Source organism: Jannaschia maritima (genome assembly GCF_030973515.1).
In the GTDB taxonomy this organism is placed as follows: domain Bacteria; phylum Pseudomonadota; class Alphaproteobacteria; order Rhodobacterales; family Rhodobacteraceae; genus Jannaschia; species Jannaschia maritima.
Window position 1 is genome coordinate 1 of the sequence record NZ_JARGZA010000017.1, and the last position, 21,513, is coordinate 21,513.

At 70.8% G+C, this 21,513-nt stretch carries 22 protein-coding genes; 10 read left to right on the forward strand and 12 right to left on the reverse strand.

From position 1 onward, the window contains the following. The coding region (locus tag P0084_RS14830) for a leucyl aminopeptidase family protein (protein WP_374213676.1) at nucleotides 1–574 on the forward strand (574 nt) is incomplete at its 5' end. Further along, nucleotides 571–1,431, forward strand: a complete 861-nt coding sequence (locus P0084_RS14835) for a C40 family peptidase (protein ID WP_308917653.1) — start codon at nucleotides 571–573, stop codon at nucleotides 1,429–1,431. The genes P0084_RS14830 and P0084_RS14835, both read left to right, overlap by 4 nt. A gap of 12 nt (nucleotides 1,432–1,443) precedes the next feature. Here P0084_RS14835 and P0084_RS14840 read toward each other — a convergent pair whose 3' ends face one another. Both P0084_RS14840 and P0084_RS14845 read right to left on the reverse strand, forming a co-directional pair. After that, nucleotides 1,444–1,773: a DUF2794 domain-containing protein gene (locus tag P0084_RS14840; protein WP_308917654.1), complete on the reverse strand. Its 330-nt coding sequence runs from the start codon at nucleotides 1,771–1,773 to the stop codon at nucleotides 1,444–1,446. A 295-nt stretch (nucleotides 1,774–2,068) separates the two neighbouring features. Continuing rightward, entirely contained in the window at nucleotides 2,069–2,938 is an 870-nt protein-coding gene (locus P0084_RS14845) for a branched-chain amino acid aminotransferase (protein ID WP_308917655.1), read from the reverse strand. Between the two features lie 122 nt (nucleotides 2,939–3,060). On the opposite strand from P0084_RS14845, the gene P0084_RS14850 reads away from it, so the two are divergent. From P0084_RS14850 to dxs, 6 genes are read left to right on the forward strand one after another with little or no spacing between them, the layout of a single operon-like run. Further along, nucleotides 3,061–3,558: a MarR family winged helix-turn-helix transcriptional regulator gene (locus P0084_RS14850; RefSeq protein WP_308917656.1), complete on the forward strand. Its 498-nt coding sequence runs from the start codon at nucleotides 3,061–3,063 to the stop codon at nucleotides 3,556–3,558. Next, complete coding sequence (locus tag P0084_RS14855) at nucleotides 3,555–4,280, forward strand: response regulator (RefSeq protein ID WP_308917657.1); 726 nt, start codon at nucleotides 3,555–3,557, stop codon at nucleotides 4,278–4,280. Before P0084_RS14850 ends, P0084_RS14855 begins: the two co-directional genes overlap by 4 nt. Next, a complete protein-coding gene (locus P0084_RS14860) occupies nucleotides 4,280–5,197 on the forward strand; it encodes a histone deacetylase family protein (protein ID WP_308917658.1) in 918 nt (305 codons plus the stop codon). Before P0084_RS14855 ends, P0084_RS14860 begins: the two co-directional genes overlap by 1 nt. A 2-nt stretch (nucleotides 5,198–5,199) precedes the next feature. Further along, nucleotides 5,200–5,436 (forward strand): exodeoxyribonuclease VII small subunit, encoded by a 237-nt coding sequence (locus P0084_RS14865; RefSeq protein WP_308917659.1) that lies wholly within the window; start codon nucleotides 5,200–5,202, stop codon nucleotides 5,434–5,436. Beyond that, nucleotides 5,433–6,302, forward strand: a complete 870-nt coding sequence (locus P0084_RS14870; RefSeq protein ID WP_374213678.1) for a polyprenyl synthetase family protein — start codon at nucleotides 5,433–5,435, stop codon at nucleotides 6,300–6,302. The genes P0084_RS14865 and P0084_RS14870 overlap by 4 nt, the downstream gene beginning before the upstream one ends. Nucleotides 6,303–6,312: 10 nt before the next feature. Then, entirely contained in the window at nucleotides 6,313–8,232 is a 1,920-nt protein-coding gene (dxs, locus tag P0084_RS14875) for a 1-deoxy-D-xylulose-5-phosphate synthase (protein ID WP_308917660.1), read from the forward strand. Between the two features lie 7 nt (nucleotides 8,233–8,239). Here the strand turns inward: dxs and P0084_RS14880 are convergent, their stop codons facing one another. The 7 genes from P0084_RS14880 to hslO all read right to left on the reverse strand — a co-directional run bounded on the left by P0084_RS14880 (nucleotide 8,240) and on the right by hslO (nucleotide 17,091). Beyond that, on the reverse strand, nucleotides 8,240–9,445 hold the full coding sequence (locus P0084_RS14880) for a class I SAM-dependent RNA methyltransferase (protein ID WP_308917661.1): 1,206 nt from the start codon (nucleotides 9,443–9,445) through the stop codon (nucleotides 8,240–8,242). Then, complete coding sequence (locus tag P0084_RS14885; RefSeq protein ID WP_308917662.1) at nucleotides 9,442–11,295, reverse strand: ABC transporter ATP-binding protein; 1,854 nt, start codon at nucleotides 11,293–11,295, stop codon at nucleotides 9,442–9,444. The genes P0084_RS14880 and P0084_RS14885 overlap by 4 nt, the downstream gene beginning before the upstream one ends. Before the next feature lie 139 nt (nucleotides 11,296–11,434). After that, nucleotides 11,435–13,285, reverse strand: a complete 1,851-nt coding sequence (locus P0084_RS14890) for an ABC transporter ATP-binding protein (protein ID WP_308917663.1) — start codon at nucleotides 13,283–13,285, stop codon at nucleotides 11,435–11,437. Nucleotides 13,286–13,325: 40 nt separating this feature from the next. After that, entirely contained in the window at nucleotides 13,326–13,910 is a 585-nt protein-coding gene (locus tag P0084_RS14895) for a LysE family translocator (RefSeq protein ID WP_308917664.1), read from the reverse strand. 441 nt (nucleotides 13,911–14,351) lie between these two features. After that, nucleotides 14,352–15,509: a CCA tRNA nucleotidyltransferase gene (locus tag P0084_RS14900; RefSeq protein WP_308917665.1), complete on the reverse strand. Its 1,158-nt coding sequence runs from the start codon at nucleotides 15,507–15,509 to the stop codon at nucleotides 14,352–14,354. Continuing rightward, nucleotides 15,506–16,102, reverse strand: coding sequence for an NUDIX hydrolase (locus P0084_RS14905; RefSeq protein ID WP_374213679.1), 597 nt, complete (start codon nucleotides 16,100–16,102; stop codon nucleotides 15,506–15,508). The genes P0084_RS14900 and P0084_RS14905 overlap by 4 nt, the downstream gene beginning before the upstream one ends. Then, a complete protein-coding gene (gene hslO, locus P0084_RS14910) occupies nucleotides 16,099–17,091 on the reverse strand; it encodes an Hsp33 family molecular chaperone HslO (RefSeq protein WP_308917666.1) in 993 nt (330 codons plus the stop codon). The genes P0084_RS14905 and hslO overlap by 4 nt, the downstream gene beginning before the upstream one ends. An 89-nt stretch (nucleotides 17,092–17,180) precedes the next feature. On the opposite strand from hslO, the gene P0084_RS14915 reads away from it, so the two are divergent. Further along, nucleotides 17,181–17,651 carry an NUDIX domain-containing protein gene (locus P0084_RS14915; protein WP_308917667.1) on the forward strand — a complete coding sequence of 157 codons (471 nt, stop codon included), beginning with the start codon at nucleotides 17,181–17,183 and terminating at the stop codon, nucleotides 17,649–17,651. On the opposite strand, the gene P0084_RS14920 is transcribed toward P0084_RS14915, so the two are convergent. Next, nucleotides 17,609–18,886, reverse strand: coding sequence for a PP2C family protein-serine/threonine phosphatase (locus P0084_RS14920; RefSeq protein ID WP_308917668.1), 1,278 nt, complete (start codon nucleotides 18,884–18,886; stop codon nucleotides 17,609–17,611). The two genes, P0084_RS14915 and P0084_RS14920, sit on opposite strands and share 43 nt — an antisense overlap. A gap of 122 nt (nucleotides 18,887–19,008) precedes the next feature. On the opposite strand from P0084_RS14920, the gene P0084_RS14925 reads away from it, so the two are divergent. Further along, the gene (locus P0084_RS14925; protein ID WP_308917669.1) at nucleotides 19,009–19,359 is read left to right on the forward strand and encodes a hypothetical protein; all 351 of its coding nucleotides are present in this window, start codon (nucleotides 19,009–19,011) and stop codon (nucleotides 19,357–19,359) included. A gap of 22 nt (nucleotides 19,360–19,381) precedes the next feature. Here P0084_RS14925 and ilvA read toward each other — a convergent pair whose 3' ends face one another. Together ilvA and P0084_RS14935 are read right to left on the reverse strand one after the other, a co-directional pair. Further along, nucleotides 19,382–20,614 (reverse strand): threonine ammonia-lyase IlvA, encoded by a 1,233-nt coding sequence (ilvA, locus tag P0084_RS14930; protein WP_308917670.1) that lies wholly within the window; start codon nucleotides 20,612–20,614, stop codon nucleotides 19,382–19,384. Further along, entirely contained in the window at nucleotides 20,607–21,416 is an 810-nt protein-coding gene (locus P0084_RS14935) for a hypothetical protein (protein ID WP_308917671.1), read from the reverse strand. The genes ilvA and P0084_RS14935 overlap by 8 nt, the downstream gene beginning before the upstream one ends. Nucleotides 21,417–21,513: the final 97 nt, after the last annotated feature.

Sequence of the window (21,513 nt, forward strand, 5' to 3'; positions counted from 1 at the left end):
CCGCCTGCGCGTGTTGATCCCCGCCGTCGAGAATGCGGTCGCGGGCAACGCGTTCCGTCCCGGCGACGTGCTGACCGCGCGCGACGGCACCTCGGTCGAGATCAACAACACCGACGCCGAAGGACGCCTGGTACTCGCCGACGCGTTGACCGTGGCGACCGAAGACGCGATGCCCGACCTCCTGGTCTGCATGGCCACGCTGACGGGTGCGGCGCGCGTGGCGGTGGGCCCCGACCTGGCACCCTTCTATACCGACGACGACGCGTTGGCCCTGGCGCTGTCCCATGCCGGGTCCCGCGTGCGCGATCCCGTCTGGCGGATGCCGCTGCACCGCCCCTACGAGGCGATGATCGAGCCCGCGGTGGCGCGACTGGACAACGCGCCCTCGGGCGGGTTCGCGGGCAGCGTCACCGCGGCGCTGTTCCTCGACCGCTTCGCCGCGAGGGCGCCGCGATTCGTTCACTTCGACATCTACGGCTGGAACCCCAATGCGGCGCCCGCCCGGCCCAAGGGCGGCGTGGGTCAGGGCGCGCGTGCGCTGTTCGACGCCATGCCGGGGGTCCTGGACCTGTGACCGAGGCCGCCCCCGATCCGCGGGAGACCCCCGCCAACGGACACGCCGCCGCGTCCGAGCTGCGCGGCGTGGTGGAGGCCGCGCGGTATGTCCGGGGCACGATCCGATCGGTGCGTCAACCGCTGGTCAACCTGTCGATGAAGCCCCGCGGCCCCCGCGCCAGCCAGCTCCTGTACGGCGAAGCGTTCCGGGTCATCGACGAACGCGACGGCTTCGCGTTCGGCCAGACCCTGCGCGACGGCTATTGCGGGTGGGTCCTGTCCGCCGCACTGGACCGGCACGAGGCCGCGACGCATTGGGTCGCCGCCCCCGCGACGCATCTGTACCCGAAGGCGCAGCTGAAGGCCCCGCCCGAGGTCGCGGTCTTCTTCGGAAGCCAGGTCCGCGTCGTCAGCGACCTGGGCGACTTCATGCGCGTGTCGACCGGCCACTTCGTTCCCGCGGCACACCTGCAACCCGTCCGCGCCCGGTTCGGCGACCCCGTGGGCGTGGCCGACCTGTTCCTGGGGACGCCCTATCTCTGGGGGGGGTCGTCGCGTTGGGGGATCGATTGCTCCGGTCTGGTGCAGGCCGCCCTGGTCGCCTGCGGTCGCGACTGCCCCCGCGACAGCGACCAGCAGCTGGCCACCATAGGCCGCCCGCTGGCGGAGGACGAAGCGCCCGCCCGGGGGGACCTGGTGTTCTGGGACGGCCATGTGGGCATCATGGCGTCGGACGCGATGCTGCTGCACGCCAACGCCCACCACATGGCCGCCGCCTACGAGCCGTTGGAGGAGGCCCGCGCGCGCATCGCCGCGGCGGCGTCGAACGACGGGACCGGGTCGGGCGAGGTCGTGGCGATCAAGCGCCTCGACTGAGGACGCAGGTCGTCATTCCACCACGCGGATCAACTTGCGCTCCAGCACGCGCAGGACGGTCCGCAGGTCATGGCCGCGACGCAGGATCCGGCCGTCCATGCCGATCACCGCATACATCCCCTGACGCCCGGCCAGCCGGGGACGCTTCTCGATGCGGTACATCGGCTGTTCGGCGGTGCGGCGGAACACGCTGAAGACCGCGACGTCGCGCAAGGCGCTGATGCCGTAGTCGCGCCATTCGCCCGCGGCGACCATCCGGCCATAGAGCGACAGGATGACGTTCAGTTCGGCCCGCTGGAAGTGGACGACGTCCGGCGCGGCGGACGAGGCTTGGATGCTCATGGACCGAAGATTGACCGGGGCCGCACGGGATTCAAGCACCCCGCCCCATTAACCTGCTGCTAGCCACGCCACCGCAGCGCCACGCAATGACCCCTCGCGCGGCCATCCGCGACCGCGACGGCGCCCAGGGCGGCCGGCATCACCGTCCCATGGGGTCACTTGGCCCCCGGGCCCGGAGGCGGCGCACCCTGCCCCCATCTCGCGCCGCATCCGGGCCTGGCTTTGCGTAACGAGTGGCGTCGGTGACGAGTGCCGATGGCCCCGCGCGTATTGCGGGGCCATCGCGCGTTCGGGATCAGGCCCTGACCAGGGCCTCGTACGCGGAGGCGACGTCGCGAGCCATCGCCCCCACCTCGAAGCTATAATCCCCGATGCGGCCCACGGGCGTCACCTCCGCCGCGGTGCCCGTCAGCCAGCATTGCTCGAACCCTTCCAACTCCTCCGGCATGATGTGGCGTTCATGGACCTTGATCTGTCGATCGCGGAGCATGCCCAGCACGGTCTGGCGCGTGATGCCGTTCAGGAAGCAGTCGGGGTCGGGGGTGTGCACCTCGCCGTCCTTCACGAAGAAGACGTTGGCGCCCGTCGCTTCCGCAACGTAGCCGCGATAATCGAACATCAGCGCGTCCGAACAGCCCTTCGCCTCCGCGGCATGCTTCGACATCGTCGCGATCATGTAGAGGCCCGCGGCCTTCGCCTGGTACGGGGCCGTTTCGGGCGAAGGGCGCTTCCACTTGGCAATGTCCAACTTGGCGCCGCGGGTCTTCGCGTCGCCGTAGTAATCGCCCCATGCCCAAGCCGCGACCGCCAGCCGGACGGGATTGCGCGCGCTGCTGACGCCCATGTCCTCGCCCGCGCCACGCCAGGCCAGCGCCCGGACATAGGCGTCGGTCAGGCCGTTCGCCTCCAACGTCTCGTATTTGGCGGCCTCGATCTCGTCGACGGTCCAGGGGATCTCCATGTCCAGGTGGCGGCCCGACGCGATCAGTCGCTCGGAATGCTTCCGGCCCTCGAATATAGTGCCCCCATAGGCCCGTTCCCCTTCGAACACGCTGGAAGCATAGTGCATGGCATGCGTCAGCAGGTGGACGTTCGCTTGCTGCCAGGGCACCAGGGTGCCGTCCATCCAGATCTGCCCATCCAGTTCGGCATAGGACCCCGCCATGTCATCGTCTCCCTGGTTCATTGCGTGAAAGCGTCCACTGCGGACATAATGTTGCGCATAGTGTCGGGGCGGTATCCGAAGGACGGTTGGAATGTCAACAAGGCTGACGTATTTTACGGCGCATGAGTGATTCAGACAGCGACGCGCTCCTGTTCCTGACGGATGCGCAACTGCGGCGGGGGATCGAGGCGATGTTCTTCGCCTATCGTGGGTTCACCGAGGATCCCGACCGCATCCTGGCGCTCCGTGGCTATGGGCGTGCGCATCATCGCGCGATCCATTTCGTCGGACGCATGCCCGGCACGACGGTCACCAACCTGTTGGATATCCTGGGCGTCACCAAGCAGTCGTTGAACCGCATCCTGCGCACGCTGATCGCCGACGATCTGGTCGAGGTGCGCATCGGCGAGCGCGACCGACGCGAGCGGCGTCTGACCCTGACGCCGGAGGGCCGGGCCTTGGAACGTGACCTGGCCGATGCGCAGCAGGCGCGGATGCGCGCCGCGTTCCGCAAGGCGGGACCGCAAGCCGTGGCTGGCTTCCGCGCCGTGTTGGAGCATATGATGGACCCCGCGCTGCAACGGCAGTTCGCCGCCATGCGGGAGCGGGAGGAGCGATGACCGACGACGAGGCCCCCACCCTGGGTCATCAGGCCCATGTCCTGATGGTCGATGACGACGAACGGATCCGCCAGCTGCTGCAGAAGTTCCTGATGCGCAACGGATACCTCGTCACGGCGGCACGGGATGCGGACCATGCCCGCCGCCTGCTGCTGGGACTGGACTTCGACATCGCCATCCTGGACGTCATGATGCCCGGCGACGACGGCGTGACCCTGTGCGCCGAGCTGCGGGCACGCTTCGCCGACCTGCCGATCCTGTTGCTGACCGCCAAGGGCGGCACGTCCGACCGCATCACGGGGCTGGAGGCGGGGGCCGACGACTATCTGCCCAAGCCGTTCGAGCCGCGGGAGTTGCTCCTGCGCATGAAGGCCGTGCTGCGACGCGCGCCCGCCGCGGGCGGGGCCACGCCCAAGATGCTGCAACTCGGTCCGCGGCGCTACGACCTCGAACGGGGTGAGTTGTGGCAGGGCGATGCGCCCGTCCGGCTGACCGCGACGGAGACGACGCTCATGCGCATCCTCGCCGCCGCCCCGCACGAAGCCGTCACCCGCACCGCCCTGATCGAGCGTCTGGGCCGCAGCGCCGACGGCGAGGCCACGTCGGAACGGGCGGTCGACGTGCAGGTCACGCGGCTGCGCCGCAAGCTGGAATCCGATCCGAAGCGACCCCGCTACCTGCAGACCGTGCGGGGCGAGGGCTATATGTTGGCGCCCGATTGATGCTGCTGTTCACCCACGAGGCGGGGCTGGGCCACGTCATGCCGCAGGGCCACCCCGAGCAGGTCGCCCGCCTAAGCCGCGTCCACGACGTCCTGGCCGACCTGACGCTGGACCGCCGGTCGGCCGAACCCGCATCGCCCGACGCCGTGATGCGTTGCCATCCCCAGACCTATCTGGACGCGCTCGAGCGGGCCGCGCCCCTGCGCGGACTCGTGGCCCTGGATGCCGACACGCACATGTCCCCCGGCACGCTGGACGCCGCCTGGCGCGGCGCGGGCGCCGCGGTGCAGGCCGTGGACGCCGTGCTGGGTGGCGCCGACGCGACCGCCTTCTGCGCGATGCGCCCGCCCGGCCACCACGCCGAAACGGCGAAGCCGATGGGCTTCTGCCTGCTGGGCAACGTCGCCATCGCCGCCAAGCATGCGATGGACGCCCATGGCTTGGCCCGCGTGGCGGTGGTGGATTTCGACGTCCACCACGGCAACGGGACCCAGGACCTGCTGTGGGACGAGGATCGCGCCCTGTTCGTATCCACCCACCAATCCCCGCTGTGGCCCGGAACCGGCATGCCGGGGGAGGACGGCGCGCACGGGCAGGTGATGAACCGCACGCTCGACCCGAACTCCGGCACGCGCGAGATGCGCGCCCTCTACGAACGCGAGGTCCTGCCACGGCTGGACGCCTTCGCGCCGGAGCTGGTGATCGTGTCGGCGGGGTTCGACGCGCATGTGGACGACCCGCTGGCCAACCTCCGCTGGACGGACGACGACTTCGCATGGATCACCGATCGCCTGGTGGAAGTGGCGCGCGACCACGCCGACGGGCGGGTGGTGTCGTGCCTGGAAGGCGGCTATGACCTCGCGGCGCTGGGCCGGTCCGTCCGGCGCCATGTCGATTCACTGCGCGGGGGGGCGTGACGATGGCCGACGACGTATCGGGTATGACCTTCGAGGCCGCGATGGCCGAACTGGAGCAGGTGGTCACGAAGCTCGATTCCGGCGACGTGCCGCTGGACGAATCCATCGCGCTCTACGAACGCGGCGCCGTCCTGCGCGACCATTGCGAGGCGAAGCTGAAGGCCGCGGAGGAACGGGTCGAGGAGATCACGACCGACGCGCAGGGCAACGCCAAGGGCACCCGCCCCGCCGCATCGTGAGCTTCCGCGACGCGCTGGAATCGGCGCAGGACGACATCGGGCGGACCATCGACACGCTGCTGTCCCCCCATGGCGGCGACGTGGCCGACGCGATGCGCTACGCCACCGAAGGGGGCAAGCGTCTGCGCGGGTTCCTGGCCCTGGAGGCGGCGGGGCTGTGGGACGTGCCCCGGGACCGCGCGCTGCGGATCGCGGCGGCCATCGAATGCGTCCACGCCTATTCGCTGGTCCACGACGATCTGCCCTGCATGGACGACGACGACCTGCGGCGCGGTCGGCCCACCGTCCACAAACGGTGGTCGGAGGCGACCGCCGTGCTGGCCGGCGACGCGCTGCAGACGGCCGCGATGGAGATCCTGGCCGACCCCGCCACCCATCCGGACGGCGCCGTGCGCGCCGATCTGGTCCTGACCCTGGCGCGGGCGGCGGGGGTCGCGGGCATGGTCGGCGGACAGGCCATGGACATCGCCGCCGAGACCGCCGCCGCCCCCTTGACCCTGGACGACGTGGGCGCGCTGCAGCGGCTGAAGACCGGTCGCCTGCTGGAATGGCCCTGCCGGGCGGGCGCGATCCTGGCGGGGGCCGATTCCGCGCCGGTCCTGCGCTATGCGGCCGATCTGGGGCTGGCGTTCCAGATCGCCGACGACCTGCTGGACGTCGAGGGGGACGCCGACGTGGCGGGAAAGGCGCTCCGCAAGGACGCGCGGGCCGGCAAGGCGACGTTCGTGTCGCTGTTGGGGGCGGATGCCGCGCGGGCGCGGGCGCACGACCTCGTCCGATCGGCGGAGGCGGCCCTTTTGCCATACGGGTCCAAGGCGGCTATCCTGGTGGAGGTCGCCCGCTACGTGGTGACCCGCGACCGTTGAGGGGGATCACATGACCGACGCCGCCAGCCGCCCCGCCACCCCCCTCCTGGACCGGGTGGCCGGGCCACCCGACCTGCGCGCCCTGCCGGACCGCGACCTGACCAAGCTGGCCGACGAACTGCGCGCGGAGACAATCTGGAACGTCAGCCAGACGGGCGGTCATCTGGGCGCCGGTTTGGGCGTGGTGGAGTTGACGGTGGCGCTGCACGCCGTGTTCGACACGCCGCGCGACAGGCTGATCTGGGACGTCAGCCACCAATGCTATCCGCACAAGATCCTGACCGGGCGTCGCGACCGGATGCCGACGCTGCGCCAGCAGGACGGCCTGTCGGGCTTCACCAAGCGGACCGAGTCCCCCTACGACCCGTTCGGCGCGGCGCACGCCTCCACCTCGATCAGCGCGGCGCTCGGCTTCGCCATGGGGCGCGAGCTGGGCGCGCCGGGCAATGGCGACGCCATCGCGGTGATCGGCGACGGCGCGCTGACCGGCGGCATGGCCTACGAGGCGCTGAACCACGCGGGCCATCTGGGCAAGCGCCTGATCGTGATCCTGAACGACAACGAGATGTCGATCGCCCCCCCGGTGGGCGCGATGTCGTCCTATCTGTCGCGCCTCTATGCGGGCGCGCCGTTCCAGGATCTGAAGTCGGCCGCCAAGAACGCCGTGTCGCTGCTGCCCTCGCCCTTCCAGGAAGGGGCCAAGCGCGCGAAGGACATCATCAAGGGCACCGTCATGGGCGGGACCTTCTTCGACGAGCTGGGCTTCGACTATCTGGGGCCCATCGACGGCCACGACATGGAGACGCTGCTGGCCGTGCTGCGCACCGTGAAGATCCGCGCGACGGGGCCGATCCTGATCCACGCCATCACCAAGAAGGGCAAGGGCTTTGCGGAGCATCGCGCCGACCGGGGCCACGCGACGTCGAAGTTCGACCCCAGCACGGGCGAGCAGCGGAAGGCGAAGTCCAACGCGCCCAGCTATACCAAGGTGTTCGCGCAGTCCCTGATCCAGGAGGCCGAACGCGACGACCGGATCGTCGCCATCACCGCCGCCATGCCGGACGGGACGGGGCTCGACCTGTTCGGCGAGCGCTTTCCGGCGCGGACCTTCGACGTCGGGATAGCCGAGCAGCACGGCGTCACCTTCTGCGCGGGGCTGGCGGCGTCCGGCATGAAGCCGTTCTGCGCGATCTATTCCACCTTCCTGCAGCGGGGCTACGACCAGATCGTCCACGACGTCGCGTTGCAGAACCTGCCCGTCCGCTTCGCCATCGACCGTGCCGGTCTCGTGGGGGCCGACGGGGCCACCCATGCGGGCAGCTACGACATCGCGTACCTGGCGAATCTGCCCAACATGGTCGTCATGGCCCCGAGCGACGAGGCGGAGTTGCGGCACATGGTGGCCACCGCCGCCGCCCATGACGACGGGCCCATCGCGTTCCGCTTCCCCCGCGGCGAAGGCGCGGGCGTCGAGATGCCCGACCGCGGCGAAGTGCTGGAGATCGGCCGCGGCCGCATCGTGCACGAAGGCGAGCGCGTGGCCATCCTGTCCTACGGCACCCGGATGAGCGAGGTGGGGGCCGCGCGCGAACGCCTGATGGCGCGAGGATTGACCCCGACCGTGGCCGATGCGCGCTTCGCCAAGCCGCTCGATCGCGACCTGATCCTGACGCTGGCAAGGGACCACGACGTCCTCCTGACGATCGAGGAAGGGGCGGTCGGCGGCTTCGGCAGCCACGTCGCGCACCTGCTGGCGCAGGAGGGGGTGTTCGACCGCGGCCTGCGGTTCCGCAACATGACACTGCCCGACCGGTTCATCGACCAGGGCGGGCCGGGGCAGATGTACGCCGCGGCGGCGCTCGTCGCGTCCGACATCGAGGCGACGGTCCTCGCCGCGCTGGACGTGGGGATGCTGGACAAGCGGGCCTGAACGGGCGTCACGCCCGCCGGAACACGGCCACCAACTCCACGTGGGTGGACCAGCGGAACTGATCCACCAGCGCGACCGGGCCCATCGCGTACCCCCCGTCCCCCAACGTCGCGGCATCGCGCGCGAAGCTTTCCGGATTGCAGGACACGTGGACGACGCGCGCCACGTCCGACGCCGCCAGTGCCTGGACCTGGGCGGCGCATCCCGCCCGCGGCGGATCCAGGATCACGGCGTCGAAGCCCGACAGGTCGTCCGGCGTCAGGGGGTCGCGGAACAGGTTGCGCAGGGAAGCGCGGATGGGCTTGCAACCGGTTGCGCGCCGCGCGCCGTCGCGCAGTGCCGCGACCGCGGGGGCGTCTCCATCCCAGGCATCGACGGGTGCGATGCGGGCGGCGGGAAAGGTGAACGTTCCCAGCCCGCAGAACAGGTCCGCGATGCGGGCGGCACCCCGCAGCGCGTCGATCACGATCGCGGTCAGGACCCTTTCCCCATCCTCCGTCGCCTGCAGGAACGCCCCGGGCGGGGGCACGACGTGGGTGCCGCCCAACGCGACCCGTGGGCGGTCCGACTGCAGCAGGGGTTCGCCATCCGCGGTGATGCGGGCGAAGGGGGGCGCATGGGGGGCCAGGTCCGAGGGGTCCACGGCCTTCGCACCATGCAGCGCCAGGTCCAGCCCGGTGGCGGTGCGGGTAAGGTGCAGACCGATCTCCGCCCCGCGGGGGGCGGCGAGGCGGGTGATCCCCTCCAGGGCGGGAAGGGCGGCCATCAGGTCGGGGTGAAGCAGGTGGCAGTCCGGGATCGCGACCAGATCGTGCGTGCCGGGCGCGTGAAGGCCGACCACGGCGCCCTTCTTGGTCTTGCGCCCCTTCAATGCCGCCCGCCTGCGGCTGCGCGGGGGCGAGACGTGGACCATCCCCACCTCCGCCGCCAGCCGGACGCGGTTCAGGGCCGTGGCCACCCGGTCGCGCTTCCACCCGGACGCGAAGGCGTCGGACGCGTGCTGCAGGCTGCATCCGCCGCACCGCCGGAAGTGCGCGCAGGGCGCCGCGACGCGGTCCGGCGACGGGGTCAGGATGCGCGGCGCCTCGATGCGCCCATCCGTGACGGCGCCCGCGACGACCTCGCCCGGCAGGACGCGGGGCGCGCGGGTGCCGTCCCCCGCGACCCCGTCGCCCCGCGCGTCCAGGCGTGCGATCGTCAGGCCGTCGGTCATTCGGCGGCGACGTCCTCGACCCCGATGAAGCCGCCCGACTGCCGCCGCCAGTACCGGGCATAGGTCCCGTCCTGCGCCAGCAGCTCCGCGTGGCCGCCCGCCTCCACGATGCGCCCGTCCGCCATCACGACGATGCGGTCCATGCGCGCGATGGTGGACAGGCGGTGCGCGATGGCGATTACGGTCTTGCCCTCCATCACCTCGGTCAGGGCGTCCTGGATCGCGGCCTCCACCTCGCTGTCCAAGGCCGACGTCGCCTCGTCCAGCACCAGGATCGGCGCGTCCTTCAGGATGGCGCGGGCCAGGGCGATGCGTTGCCGCTGGCCGCCCGACAGCTTCACGCCGCGTTCGCCCAGGGTCGCGTCGTAGCCCTCGTTCCCCTTGTGGTCGCGCAAGGACTGGATGAAGTCGTGCGCCTCCGCGCGCCGCGCGGCCGCCTCCACCTCGGCGTCCGTCGCGTCCGGCTTGCCATAGCGGATGTTGTCGCGGGCGGAGCGGTTGAACATCGCCGTCTCCTGCGTGACCATCCCGATCCGACGGCGCAAGGAATCCTGCGTCACGTCGCGCAGGTCGTGCCCGTCCACCGTGACCCGCCCCCCTTCGGGATCGTAGAGCCGCAGCAGGAGCGATACCAAGGTCGACTTGCCCGCCCCCGACGCACCGACGACGCCCAACCGTTCGCCCGGATCCAACGACAGGGTCACGTCCCGCACGCCGCCCCCATCCGCGCGGCCATAGCCGAAGGTCACGTCCTCGAACGCGACCGCGCCGCGGACGTCCGTCAGGTCCACGGCGTCGGGCGCGTCGCGCAGGGTCCAGCGCGGGGTCAGGGTCCGCATCCCGTCCTCCACCTCGCCCACGTTGGAGTAGAGCGCCATCAGCGTGAAGCTGACCCATCCCGTCATCTGCGACAGGCGGAACGAGATCGCGCCCGCCGCCGCGATGTCGCCCGGGCTGGCCTGGCCCGCGTTCCACAGGATCAGCGACCCCCCGATCATCAGCAGCGGCAGCAGGCCCGCGCAGAACATCAAGGCGAAGCGGAACCCCGTCGACAGCCGTCCGAAGGCCAGCGTCCGGTCCCGCAGCTTCGCCATCGAATCCAACGCGGCGCGATCCTCGTGGTCGGTATGGCCGAACAGCTTCACGGTCTTGATGTTGGTGATCGTGTCCACGACCTGCCCCGTCACCATCGCGCGGGCCGCGGCGCGCGCCTTCGACCGGGTGCGGATGCGCGGCATGAACCAGCGGAACAGCCCCAGGTACAGCACCAGCCAGACGGTCAGCGCCAGCGCGATCCGCCAGTCGATCGCCAGCATCAGGATGGCCGACCCGATCAGGGACGCGCTGGCGAAGGCCACGACGTTGATGAACTCCGACGTGACGTCCGTGACGGCGCGCGCGGTCTGCATCTGCTTTGCCGCGATGCGCCCGGCGAAGTCGTCGTCGAAGAACGTCACCGCCTGCCCCATCGTCCAGCGGTGCAGCCGCGACTGCACGAGCGGATACACGTTGGGCATCACGGCGATGGAGTTGAAGGCAGCCGACGTGCCGAAGATCAGCGGACGGGCCAGCGCATAGAAGCCCACGAACAGCGCCAGCAGCACGGCGTTGCGCGCCAGGTAGCCCCCCGACGGGTCCGCCACGCTGTCGATGACGGCGCCCAGGAAGAACGCGGTCGCGATCTCCGTGGTGCCGGCGAGCGCGGAGGCCGCGAAGGCCACGATCAGCGGGCCCCAGGCCCCCGACAGGCACCACGCGAAGAACCGCCCCAGCGTGTCGGGCGGCGGCCCGTCGGCACGCGCGAAGGCGGGGACGAGGGCGGCGAAACGGTCGGCCAGGGCACGCAACATGAAGCGGTCTTTCCGGGTGGGGCCCCACGACATAGGCCGCCGAGCCCCGCGATGCCATTCTTGAAGATCGCTGTCGGGGACACACCTGTATGAGGTCCGCTTCCGGTGACGAAGGGGCGCGGGGCGGGGCCGTGTCGCGCTATTCCGCCGCCTCCACCTCCGCGGTGGCGATGAAGCCGCCCGATTGGCGGGCCCAGAACCGCGCGTACAATCCTTCGGCGGCCAGCAGGGCGTCGTGGGTGCCCTGTTCCACGATGCGGCCGTCGTCGATGACGACGATGCGGTCCATATGCGCGATGGTGGACAGGCGGTGGGCGATGGCGATCACGGTCTTGCCTTCCATCATCCCATACAGCGTGTCCTGGATCGCCGCCTCGACCTCGCTGTCCAAGGCCGACGTCGCCTCGTCCAGCACCAGGATGGGGGCGTCCTTCAGGATGACGCGGGCCAGCGCGATGCGCTGGCGCTGGCCGCCCGACAGCTTCACGCCGCGTTCGCCGACATGGGCGTCGTAGCCCCGCCGCCCTTCCGGATCGGCGAGGTCCGCGATGAACCCGTCCGCCTGCGCCTTCTCCGCCGCCGCGCGCACCTGGTCCAGCGTGGCGTCGGACCGGCCATAGGCGATGTTGTCGAAGACCGAACGGTGCATCAGGCTGCTGTCCTGCTGCACCATCCCGATGGCGTGCCGCAGGCTGGCCTGCGTGACGCGGGTGACGTCCTGCCGGTCGATCAGGATGCGCCCCCGTTCGGGGTCGTAGAAGCGCAGGAGCAGCTTGACCAGGGTGGACTTGCCCGCCCCCGACCGGCCGATGACGCCCACCTTCTCGCCCGGGGCGATGGACAGCGTCAGGTCGGTGACGCCGCCCTGCCCGCCGCCGTAATGGTGGGTGACGCGGTCGTAGTCGATCCGCCCTTCCGTCAGGCGCAAGGGCGCAGCGCCCGGCGTGTCGGTCAGGGCGATGGGCTGGGCGATCGTCTCCATCCCCTCCTCCACCACGCCGAGCGAACGGAAGAACGACGTCACCGCCCACATGATCCAGCCGGTCATCGCGTTCAGCCGCAGGACCAGCGCCGTGGCCGCCGCGACGATGCCGACCGACGCGCTGCCCTGGACCCACAGCAGCACGCCCCAGCCGACGACGCCCACGATCAGCAGGCCGTTCAGGCAGACCAGCGCCACGTCCATGACGGTGAAGATCCGCATCTCGCGCTGGAAGGTGGCGCGCGTCTCCTCGATGGCGGACTTGGCATAGTCCAGTTCGCGCGATTCGTGGGCGAACAGCTTGACCGAATGGATGTTGGTGTAGGCGTCCACGACGCGGCCCGTGGTCATGGACCGCGCATCGCTGCTGGCCTTGGACGCGGGCCCGACGCGCCGGACGGTCCAGCGGACCAGCAGGGCATAGAGGCCCAGCCAGACGAGCAGCGGGAGGATCAGGCGGGGGTCGGCCGCCCATAGCAGGATCGCGGCGCCGACCATGTAGGCCAGCGCGAAGGTGATCGCGTCGAATACCTGGAAGATCGCCTCCCCCGCCGCGGGCGGGGCCTGCATGATGCGGTTGGCGATACGGCCCGCGAAGTCGTTCTCGAACCAGCCGATCGACTGGCGCAGCACGTGCTTGTGCGCGCGCCAGCGGATCAGCGTGCCGTAGTTGGGCAGGATGGCGTTGTTCAGCAGCAGGACGTCCAGCGCCTGCAGCAGGGGCCGGACGGCGAGCACGAAGATCGCGACGAGCGTCAGCTCCCACCCGTGGTCCGCCACGAAGGTCGCGGGCGTGGCATTCGACAGCAGATCGACCAGCCGCCCCATGTACGAGATCAGCCAGATCTCCACCGTGGCCACCACCACGCCGACGATCGCGGTCGCCAGGAACAGTCGCTTGAAGGGCTGCGAATAGTTCCACAGGAACGGCCACAGCTTCGACGGCGGCACGTCGTCTTCGGCATGCGCGACGTAAGGGTCGACCAGGTTTTCGAACGTGCGGAACATCGGCGCCGCCCTCCGACTGCGGCCGACATACCCTAGCGCGTCAGGCCGCGAAGACCATGATCCCGCTGGCCGCCAGGGCCGTGGCCATCACGGTCGTGAAGACCCGCCAGGCCAGCGGCGTCGTCAGCAGGTAGGCCAGCAGCGTGCCCGCGACCGTCCAGAACAGGCACACGAACAGGTTGATGCCGCTGAACGCGGTGCCGATGCGCAACGCTTCCCAGCCCGGCGGAAGGCCGCTGGCATAGCCCGACGCCGCGGCCAGGGCGACGATCCAGATCTTGGGGTTCACCCACTGGAACAGCACCGCCTCCGCGAAGGTGAACGGCCGGTCGCGGCCCCCGCCCGCCGCGCCGCCCGCGGCGCGCAGCAGCTTCCAGGCCATCCACAGGATCCAGGCGACGGCCAGGACCTGCATCGCCAGCTTCAGCCCCGGCAGGGCCAGCAGCACCGCGCCCACGCCCAGCGCCATCGCGCCCGCCACGAAGCCCACGCCCAAGGCGACCCCCAGCACGTGCGGCACGGTCGGGGCGAAGCCGAACCGCGCGCCCGACGCGGTCAGCAGGATGACGTTCGGTCCGGGCGTGAACAGGCCCGCGAAGACGAACAGGTAGAGCGGGTCGATCATGGGCCGCATGTGGCGCGGGCAAGTGGGTGGGCGCAACGGGATCGGGAGGGAGGTATAGGGGGGAGCGCCGGGAGGAGGTGCGGGGAAAATCGATAGGATTGGATGCACCGGAAATCGCCCTGCGATTTCAACGATGTCGCGGCGATGGTTAGACTTCGCGGCATCCGGATCGCGGCAGGTCGTCGCATGCACCCCCCGTACACCCCCCGTACATACACATGGGCATATCGGCAGCGTACGTTGCGCCGGGGTTGCGTCGCGGCGGCGTTCCGTGCGGGGGGTGGTCCGGCGGGCCGCCCGGGCGGCCCGCGCTGCGGACCTCGGAACGGTCCCCCGGACCGTCCCGTCGCTGCGCAACCGGTCCTTCGCCCCCGTGCATGGGGCATGCACCGGTCAGCGGATCGGCGGGGGACGGGGTCGAAATGCGCCCCGCTCGGTGCCTTAGTGGCGGTGGTTGGACACGCGGCGGAGCAGGTCGTCTTTCGTGAGGGCCCCGTCCGATAAAAGCCAAGCCTGCAGCGCATCGTCGAGCGCTTCTCCCAAAGAGGGGCCGGTCAGCGCGGGCATCAGGTCCGCCGCTGCCAGGGGAAATTTGGCCACCGCGCCGCGGGCGACGAGCTCAAGATCCTCCGCCGCGACTGGATGCCCCGTCAAAGCCGAGTGGATCAGGAGCGCGTCCCGCCCGAGGCTCGGCCCAAGGAGATTTCCGAATACAAACGGCCGAACGTCACCACGGCCCGTTTTGGCCAAAATCTGCGTGGTACGCGCTTCGGCCTTCGACAGGCGCAGGTCGTCCGCCTCGCCGCCCAGCAGGGCCAGGCGACGGATCCAGGCAGGTTCGATGCCGTCTTCCAGATGCACCAGCACCGACAGGGGCGCGGCCTCGGCACCGGGCAGGATGCGGGCCAGGATGCCGGACCGTTCCATCGTCGCGACCATCGGTGCGGGGTCGGGGGCGGACAAGAGCTTGCGGACCTCCTGCCCCACGCGTTCGCGCGACAGGCCGTCCAGCCCGTCCGCCAGCTCCGCGCAGGCGGCCAGGCCGTCCGCGTCGATGCCTAGGCCCGGGTCGCCGTACCACGCGGTGAAGCGGAAGAAGCGCAGGATGCGCAGGTAATCCTCGCGGATGCGGGCATGGGGGTCGCCGATGAACCGGACCCGCCGCGCCCGCAGGTCGGGCAATCCGTCGAGCGGATCCACCACCGTTCCGTCCGCCCGCGCGTAGAGCGCGTTCATCGTGAAGTCCCGCCGCGCCGCGTCGGTGGCGACGTCGTCGGAGAACGCGACCACGGCATGCCGCCCGTCGGTTTCCACGTCGGCGCGGAAGGTCGTGACCTCGTGCGGGACGCCGTCCACGATCAGCGTGATCGTGCCATGGTCGATGCCCGTGGGGACCGCCCTGATCCCCGCCGCGTCGGCCAGGGCGACGACCCGGTCGGGCCGGGCGTCGGTGGCCAAGTCGATGTCGGTGACGGCCGCATCCAGGGCCGCGTTGCGGACGCAGCCGCCGACCGCCAGCGCCTGATGTCCGGCATCCGTCAAGAGGGCGAACACCGCCTGCGTCGGCGCGGCCTCCAACCAGTCGCCCCCGACCTTCACGCCATCGCCCCCGCCAGTCCCCGCAGGATCCGCGCGGTCGCGCCCCAGATGTAGTACGGCCCCCACGGAACCGCATAATAGTGCCGCCGCTGCCCCCGCCAGCGCCGTCCTTCGACGGTGTACCGGTCGGGGTCCAGGACATGCGCGGCCGGCACGGTGAAGATTTCCGCGACCTCGCCGGGTTCGGGTACGGGGTCGAAGGGTTGCAGCCGCGCCAGCACGGGGGTCACGGTGAAGCCGGTCACCGTCTCGTGGCTGGGCAGGCGGCAGACGACGCGGGCCCGGTCGCGGGGAAGGCCGACCTCCTCGGCCGCCTCGCGCAGGGCGGCGTCCTCCGGCGCCTCCCCCGCCTCCAGCTTGCCGCCGGGAAAGGCGATCTGACCGGGATGGTGCCTCAACCGGCTGGATCGCTTGGTCAGCAGCAGGCGGGGGCCGTCGGGGCCATCCCCGAACCCCACCAGCACGGCGGCGTCGCGCAGCACGCGGCGGCCCGGCAGGATGACGTCGGGGTTCAGGTCGAAGTCCGACGACGCGACCCCAGAGGACCGCGCCGCCGCCTCGATCGATCCGAAGTCGATCACACGGGCGTTCACCCCGCCTCCTTCGTGGCCTCGAACCCCAGGGTGGCAGGATCGAACTCGTAATGCGCGCCGCAGAACTGGCAGTCCGCGGTGACGATCCCGTCGTCGGTCGTCATGTGCCCGATGTCCTTGGCCGAATAGATCGACAGCGATTCCCGCACGCGGTCGGCCGAGCAGGTGCAGCCGAAGCGCACCGGCTGCGGGTCGAAGACGCGGGGCTTCTCCTCGTGGAACAGGCGGACCAGCAGATCTGTGGGGGCTATCTGCGGCCCGATCAGCTCGCCTTCCTCCGAGGTGTCGAGCAGCAGGTTCACGCGGGTCCAATCCTCCACGGCGTCGGCGTCCAGGATGTCGTTGGCGGTCAGAAGCCCACCCTCGCCCGATCCGCCCTGCCCGTCCGCGGCGAAGGGCGACGCCTTGGGCATGTGCTGCACCATCACGCCGCCCGCGCGCCAGCCGCCCGTCGCGGCGTCCTTGCCGAAGGCCATGGCGAAGCGCGTGGGGATCTGCTCGGACTGGGCGAAGTAGGTCTCGGCGCAGGACGACAGCGACCCGCCCGCGATGGGCGTGATCCCCTGATAGGGCGCCATGTCCCGTCCCTGGTCGATCAGGATCGCGAAGTAGCCCTTGCCGATCAGGTCGAACGGCTTCGCCTGCACGTGTGCCGCCATGCGGTCCCGGTCGAACGACGCATAGGCGCGCACGCGGCCCGGCGCCCCGTCCTCCGACGGGCCGTAATAGTCGGTGGCGATCAGGCGCGCGGGCCCGTCGCCACGCACCTGCAGCGACAGCTTCCAGCGCACCTTTATCGTCTGACCGATCAGCGCCGTCAGGAGCGCCATCTCGGCCACCAGTTCCTCCACCTGCGGGGGGTAGTCGTGCTGCGACAGCACCGCGTCCAGCACGCCGTCCAGGCGCGCGACGCGGCCGCGGATGTCGCTGTGGTCCAGTTGGAACGGCAGCACCGTGTCGTCCCAGATATGGGTCATCGTGTCCGTCATGATGGGTTTCCTTCTCGCGTCCGCGGGGCTGGCCCGCGGCGGGTCCGGGGGCCATATAGGCACGCGATGCCGAGCCCGGAACCCCGCCCATGATCCGCCGCCACGGCGCCCGGCCGCGGCCCGGGCTGCGCCACGCGATGCGCCCCGGCGCCTATGCGATCTTGATCCGCGACGGGCGGATCCTCCTGACGGGGCAGGACACGGCGAGCGGGTTGGACGTCCAGCTTCCCGGTGGCGGGATCGACCCCGGCGAGAGCCCGCGCCCCGCGCTGCTGCGCGAGGTGATGGAGGAGACGGGTCACGGCGCCGCCCCGATCCGCCATCTGGCCACCTATCGCAGGTTCGTGTGGATGCCCGACTATGCGATCCACGCGGAGAAGGTCTGCCACGTCTTCCTGGGCCGTCCCGGTCCGCGCCGGGGACCGCCGACGGAGCCGGGGCACCGCGCGATCTGGGCGGATCCGGGCGACGCGGTCGGCCTGCTGTGGAGCGACGGCGACGCGGCCGTGCTGCGGAGCTATCTGTCGGGTCGGCTGCCGTCGGGGCGGAAGGTGAAGTAGACCATCGATACGTCGTCGTCGAAGCCCGCGATGCCGGTGAAGTCGCGCAATCCCGTCTCGATGTGGTCCAGGGCGGCGACGGGGTCCGGTCCCGCGCCGCGCACGACGTCCACGAGGCCCTCCTCCTCCAGCATGTCGCCCCAGGTGTCGGTGCATTCGGTCAGGCCGTCCGAGTAGAGCAGCAGCGAATCCCCGGGCGCCAGGGTGCAGGTGGTCCGCTCGAAGCCCATGCCCTCGACCAGCCCGACCGGGGGGCCGCCCTCGCCGACCAGCGCCACCGCGCCGTCCGCGCGCCGGATCATGGGATGGGGATGCCCGGCCTGGCAGAACTCGACCACGCCGGTGGCTAGGTCGACATAGGCCAGGGCCACCGTGACGTAGATGTCGCTGCCCAGCGAGCGCAGCATGAACTCGTTCGTGCGCGCGACGACGACCTCCGGCGGATCGGGCGCCGCGCCGGGATCGGGGAACACGATGTTGTGGCGCGGCTTCCACGTCGAATAGAGGCCGGCCAGACGTCCGGTCATCAGCGCCGATGCGACCCCGTGCCCCGATACGTCGAAGGAATACAGCGCCAGGCGGTCGTCCGGCAGCGCGAAGTGCCCCACCAGGTCGCCCCCCACCTGGCCTTGCGTGATCAGGCGGGTCGCCAGCGGGCTGCCGCCATAGGTGCCCGTCGCGGCGGGCAGGAAGGATCGTTGCAGCTTGCGGGCCTCCACCAGGTCCTGGCTCAGCAGATCCTGGAGCACCTGCAGATCGTGCAGCGTGGTGGCGACCTCGTGGTTCCGATGGAGCAGCTTCTCCTGCATGGCCAGCATGCGCAGGCCCGCGCGGACGCGCGCGCGCAGTTCGGCGAAGTCGACGGGCCGCTGGACGTAGTCGTCGGCGCCGGCCTCCAGGCCGCCCGCCTTCTCGCCGCCCGCGGTGATAAGGATGAAATAGGCGTAGCGGTCCCCCGCGATGGCGCGGAACGCGCGGCAGAAGTCCGGGCCGTCCATGCCCGGCATCTGCCAGTCCGACACGACCATTCCGATCTGCGCGCCCTCGGGGCCGCGGCACAGGTCCAAGGCCTCCAGCGGGCCTGCGGCGGTCACGACGCTCAGGCCCATCCGGTCCAGCATGACGCCCATCATGCGCCGCTGGGCCGCGCTGTCGTCGACCACCAGCACCTTCATCCCCGCGGCGGGCGGCGGGGGCGGGGGCACCGCGATCGGGGTGGGATGGGATCCGTCCATGGCATGCGGACATGGCGACGCCGGGCTAAGAAAGGGTGAAGGATCGAAAGCGATGCGTCTTTTTCCCCGCCGCCGGCGCCCCGTTAGCGATCCGTTGAGGACGGGCGGGGCAAGGCGGGGGCATGGACACCGCGATCATAGACCCGGACCGCCTTTGCGAACTTACCTGCGAACTGGGCGAGGGCGACACGCTCGACGTGCTGTCGATGTTCCTGGACGAGGCATCGGCCACGATCGACGGCATCTCCGGGGCGCTGGACGACGGCGCCTATGACAAGGCCACGCATTTCGTCCGGTCCGGGGCGCTGAACCTGGGCCTGTCCGGCCTGGCGCGTCAGGCGGCCATGGCCGCGCGCGAGGTCGACGGCGACGGACGGGACGCCGCGGGCGAGGCCCTGCGCTGGACCCTGCAGGAGACGCGCCTGGTGATCGGCGAACGCAAGGCCAGGCTGGATGGGTCGGCCGTGGCCTGAGGGCGGGCGGGCGGATCGGTCCTTAGATCACGAACTCGCCCAGCATCGGGTCGGCGGTGATGTCGCGGAACGACAGGCCCAGGCCGGCCATCCGATCCTCCAACCCCGCGAAGGTGGACGGGTCGGCCCCCTCGATCCCGATCAGCACGGATCCGAAGTTGCGCGCCGACTTCTTGAGGTACTCGAACCGCGCGATGTCGTCGCCCGGCCCCAGGACGCCCAGGAAGTCCCGCAGCGCGCCGGGCCGCTGCGGCATCCGCAGGACGTAGTACTTCTTCGTGCCGGCCCAGCGCATCGCGCGTTCCTTGACGTCGGGCAGGCGTTCGAAGTCGAAGTTGCCGCCCGTGGTGATGCAGACCACGCGCTTGCCCGCCACCTCCGGACCCAGGTCGCGCAACGCGTCGACCGCCAGGGCGCCCGCCGGCTCCAGCACGATCCCCTCGACGTTCAGCATCTGCTGGATCGTGATGCACAGCCGTCCCTCGGGCACGCGCAGGACGTGCTGGGGCGGCACCTGGCGCAGGATGTCGAAGTTGCGCGCCCCGATGCGGGCCACCGCCGCCCCGTCCACGAAGTTGTCCAGGTCCGGGATCGTGACGGGATGCCCCGCCGCCAGCGCCGCCGTCAGGCTGGCCCCGCCGGCGGGCTCGACGTAGCGGATCTCGGGCACCTGCCCCGCCGCGCGCAGATAGGACAGGATGCCCGACGACAGCCCGCCCCCGCCCACGGGCATCACCAGGAGGTCGGGCGGGCCGTCCAGCTGCTCGAGCATCTCGACGGCCACGGCGGCCTGACCCTCGATTACGTCCCCGTCGTCGAAGGGCGACAGGAAATGCGCCCCCGTCTCGGCGCAGAACGCCTGCGCCGCCCCCAGCGTGTCGTCGAAGAAGTCGCCCGAGAGCCGGATCTCGACCGCGTCGCCGCCGAAGGCGCGGGTCTTGTCGATCTTCTGCCCCGGCGTCGTGACGGGCATGAAGATCGTGCCCCGCGTGCCCAGGTGGCGGCACATCCAGGCCACGCCCTGCGCGTGGTTGCCCGCGCTGGCGCAGGCAACGTCCTGCCCGTCCAGCTTGCGCATCGCGTTGAACGCGCCACGCAGCTTGTAGGACCGCACGGGCGTCAGATCCTCGCGCTTCAGCCACACGTCGCCGCGGTGCAGGTCCGACAGGTACTCGTTGCGCAAAAGCGGCGTGGGCGGGAACACGTCGCGCATCGCCGCCGCGGCGGCCCGCGCGGCGGCGACGACGTCACTCAACCGGGCGCCCTTCGACCAGATGGCCGTACAAGGCCGTCAACGTGCCGACCCCCAGCATCAGGCCGATCCACTGCACAACCGTCTGGTACAGGAACGTCACCGGCCCCATCCCGCCGCCGTCCAGGATCGTGGGGACCTGCAGGGCCAGCGTGAAGGCCGTCGTCACCAGCGCCAGGACCACCACGGTGCCCGAATGGCCCCGCGTCGCCAGAAGCGAGTCCTGCAGCGTCATCGGCGTGTCGATGGCCGTGGCCGGCAGCACCAGCGCCAGGCGGTAGAAGACCAGCATCGCGACGAACAGCATCACCGCATAGACGATGGCATAGCCCGACGCCCCGATGATCGGCAGGACCAGCACGGCCGCCATCGTGCCCACCGCCGCCGCCGTCAGCACGGCCAGGATGCCCACCAGGATCGACCGGCCCAGATAGCCCACCGTCGCGCGCCCGTGCAGCGGGGGCACGACGCCCCGCGGCTCCTCCCCCAGCAGGACGTAGCGGTGCCAGGCCACCGCGACCCACAGGACGAAGAAGACGTTCACGAGAGCCAGCAGCAGCATCCACATCGACCCCTCGGCCATCTGCGCCACGACCTCCGGATCCAGGGTGGTCTGCGACGGGTCGGTCGGAAGGGGCTGGTCGGGCGTGGCCAGGCCCGTCATCGTCACCGTCGGATAGGCGGACGTCAGCCAGGCGGACAGGCCGGCCAGGACGAGATACGGCAGCGCGCTGACCCGAAGGGCGGCGCCGAGGTTCTCGATCAGCAGGTTCAGGGCGCGGACGAACAGCTTCCAACCCAGCATGGGGCACCTCCGGAGGACAGCGCAGGCCTAGGCGGGGCCGCGCCGCAGGTCAACGCGATGGGGTCTGAACCCGAACCCCGTCGCCGACGTTCGGAGG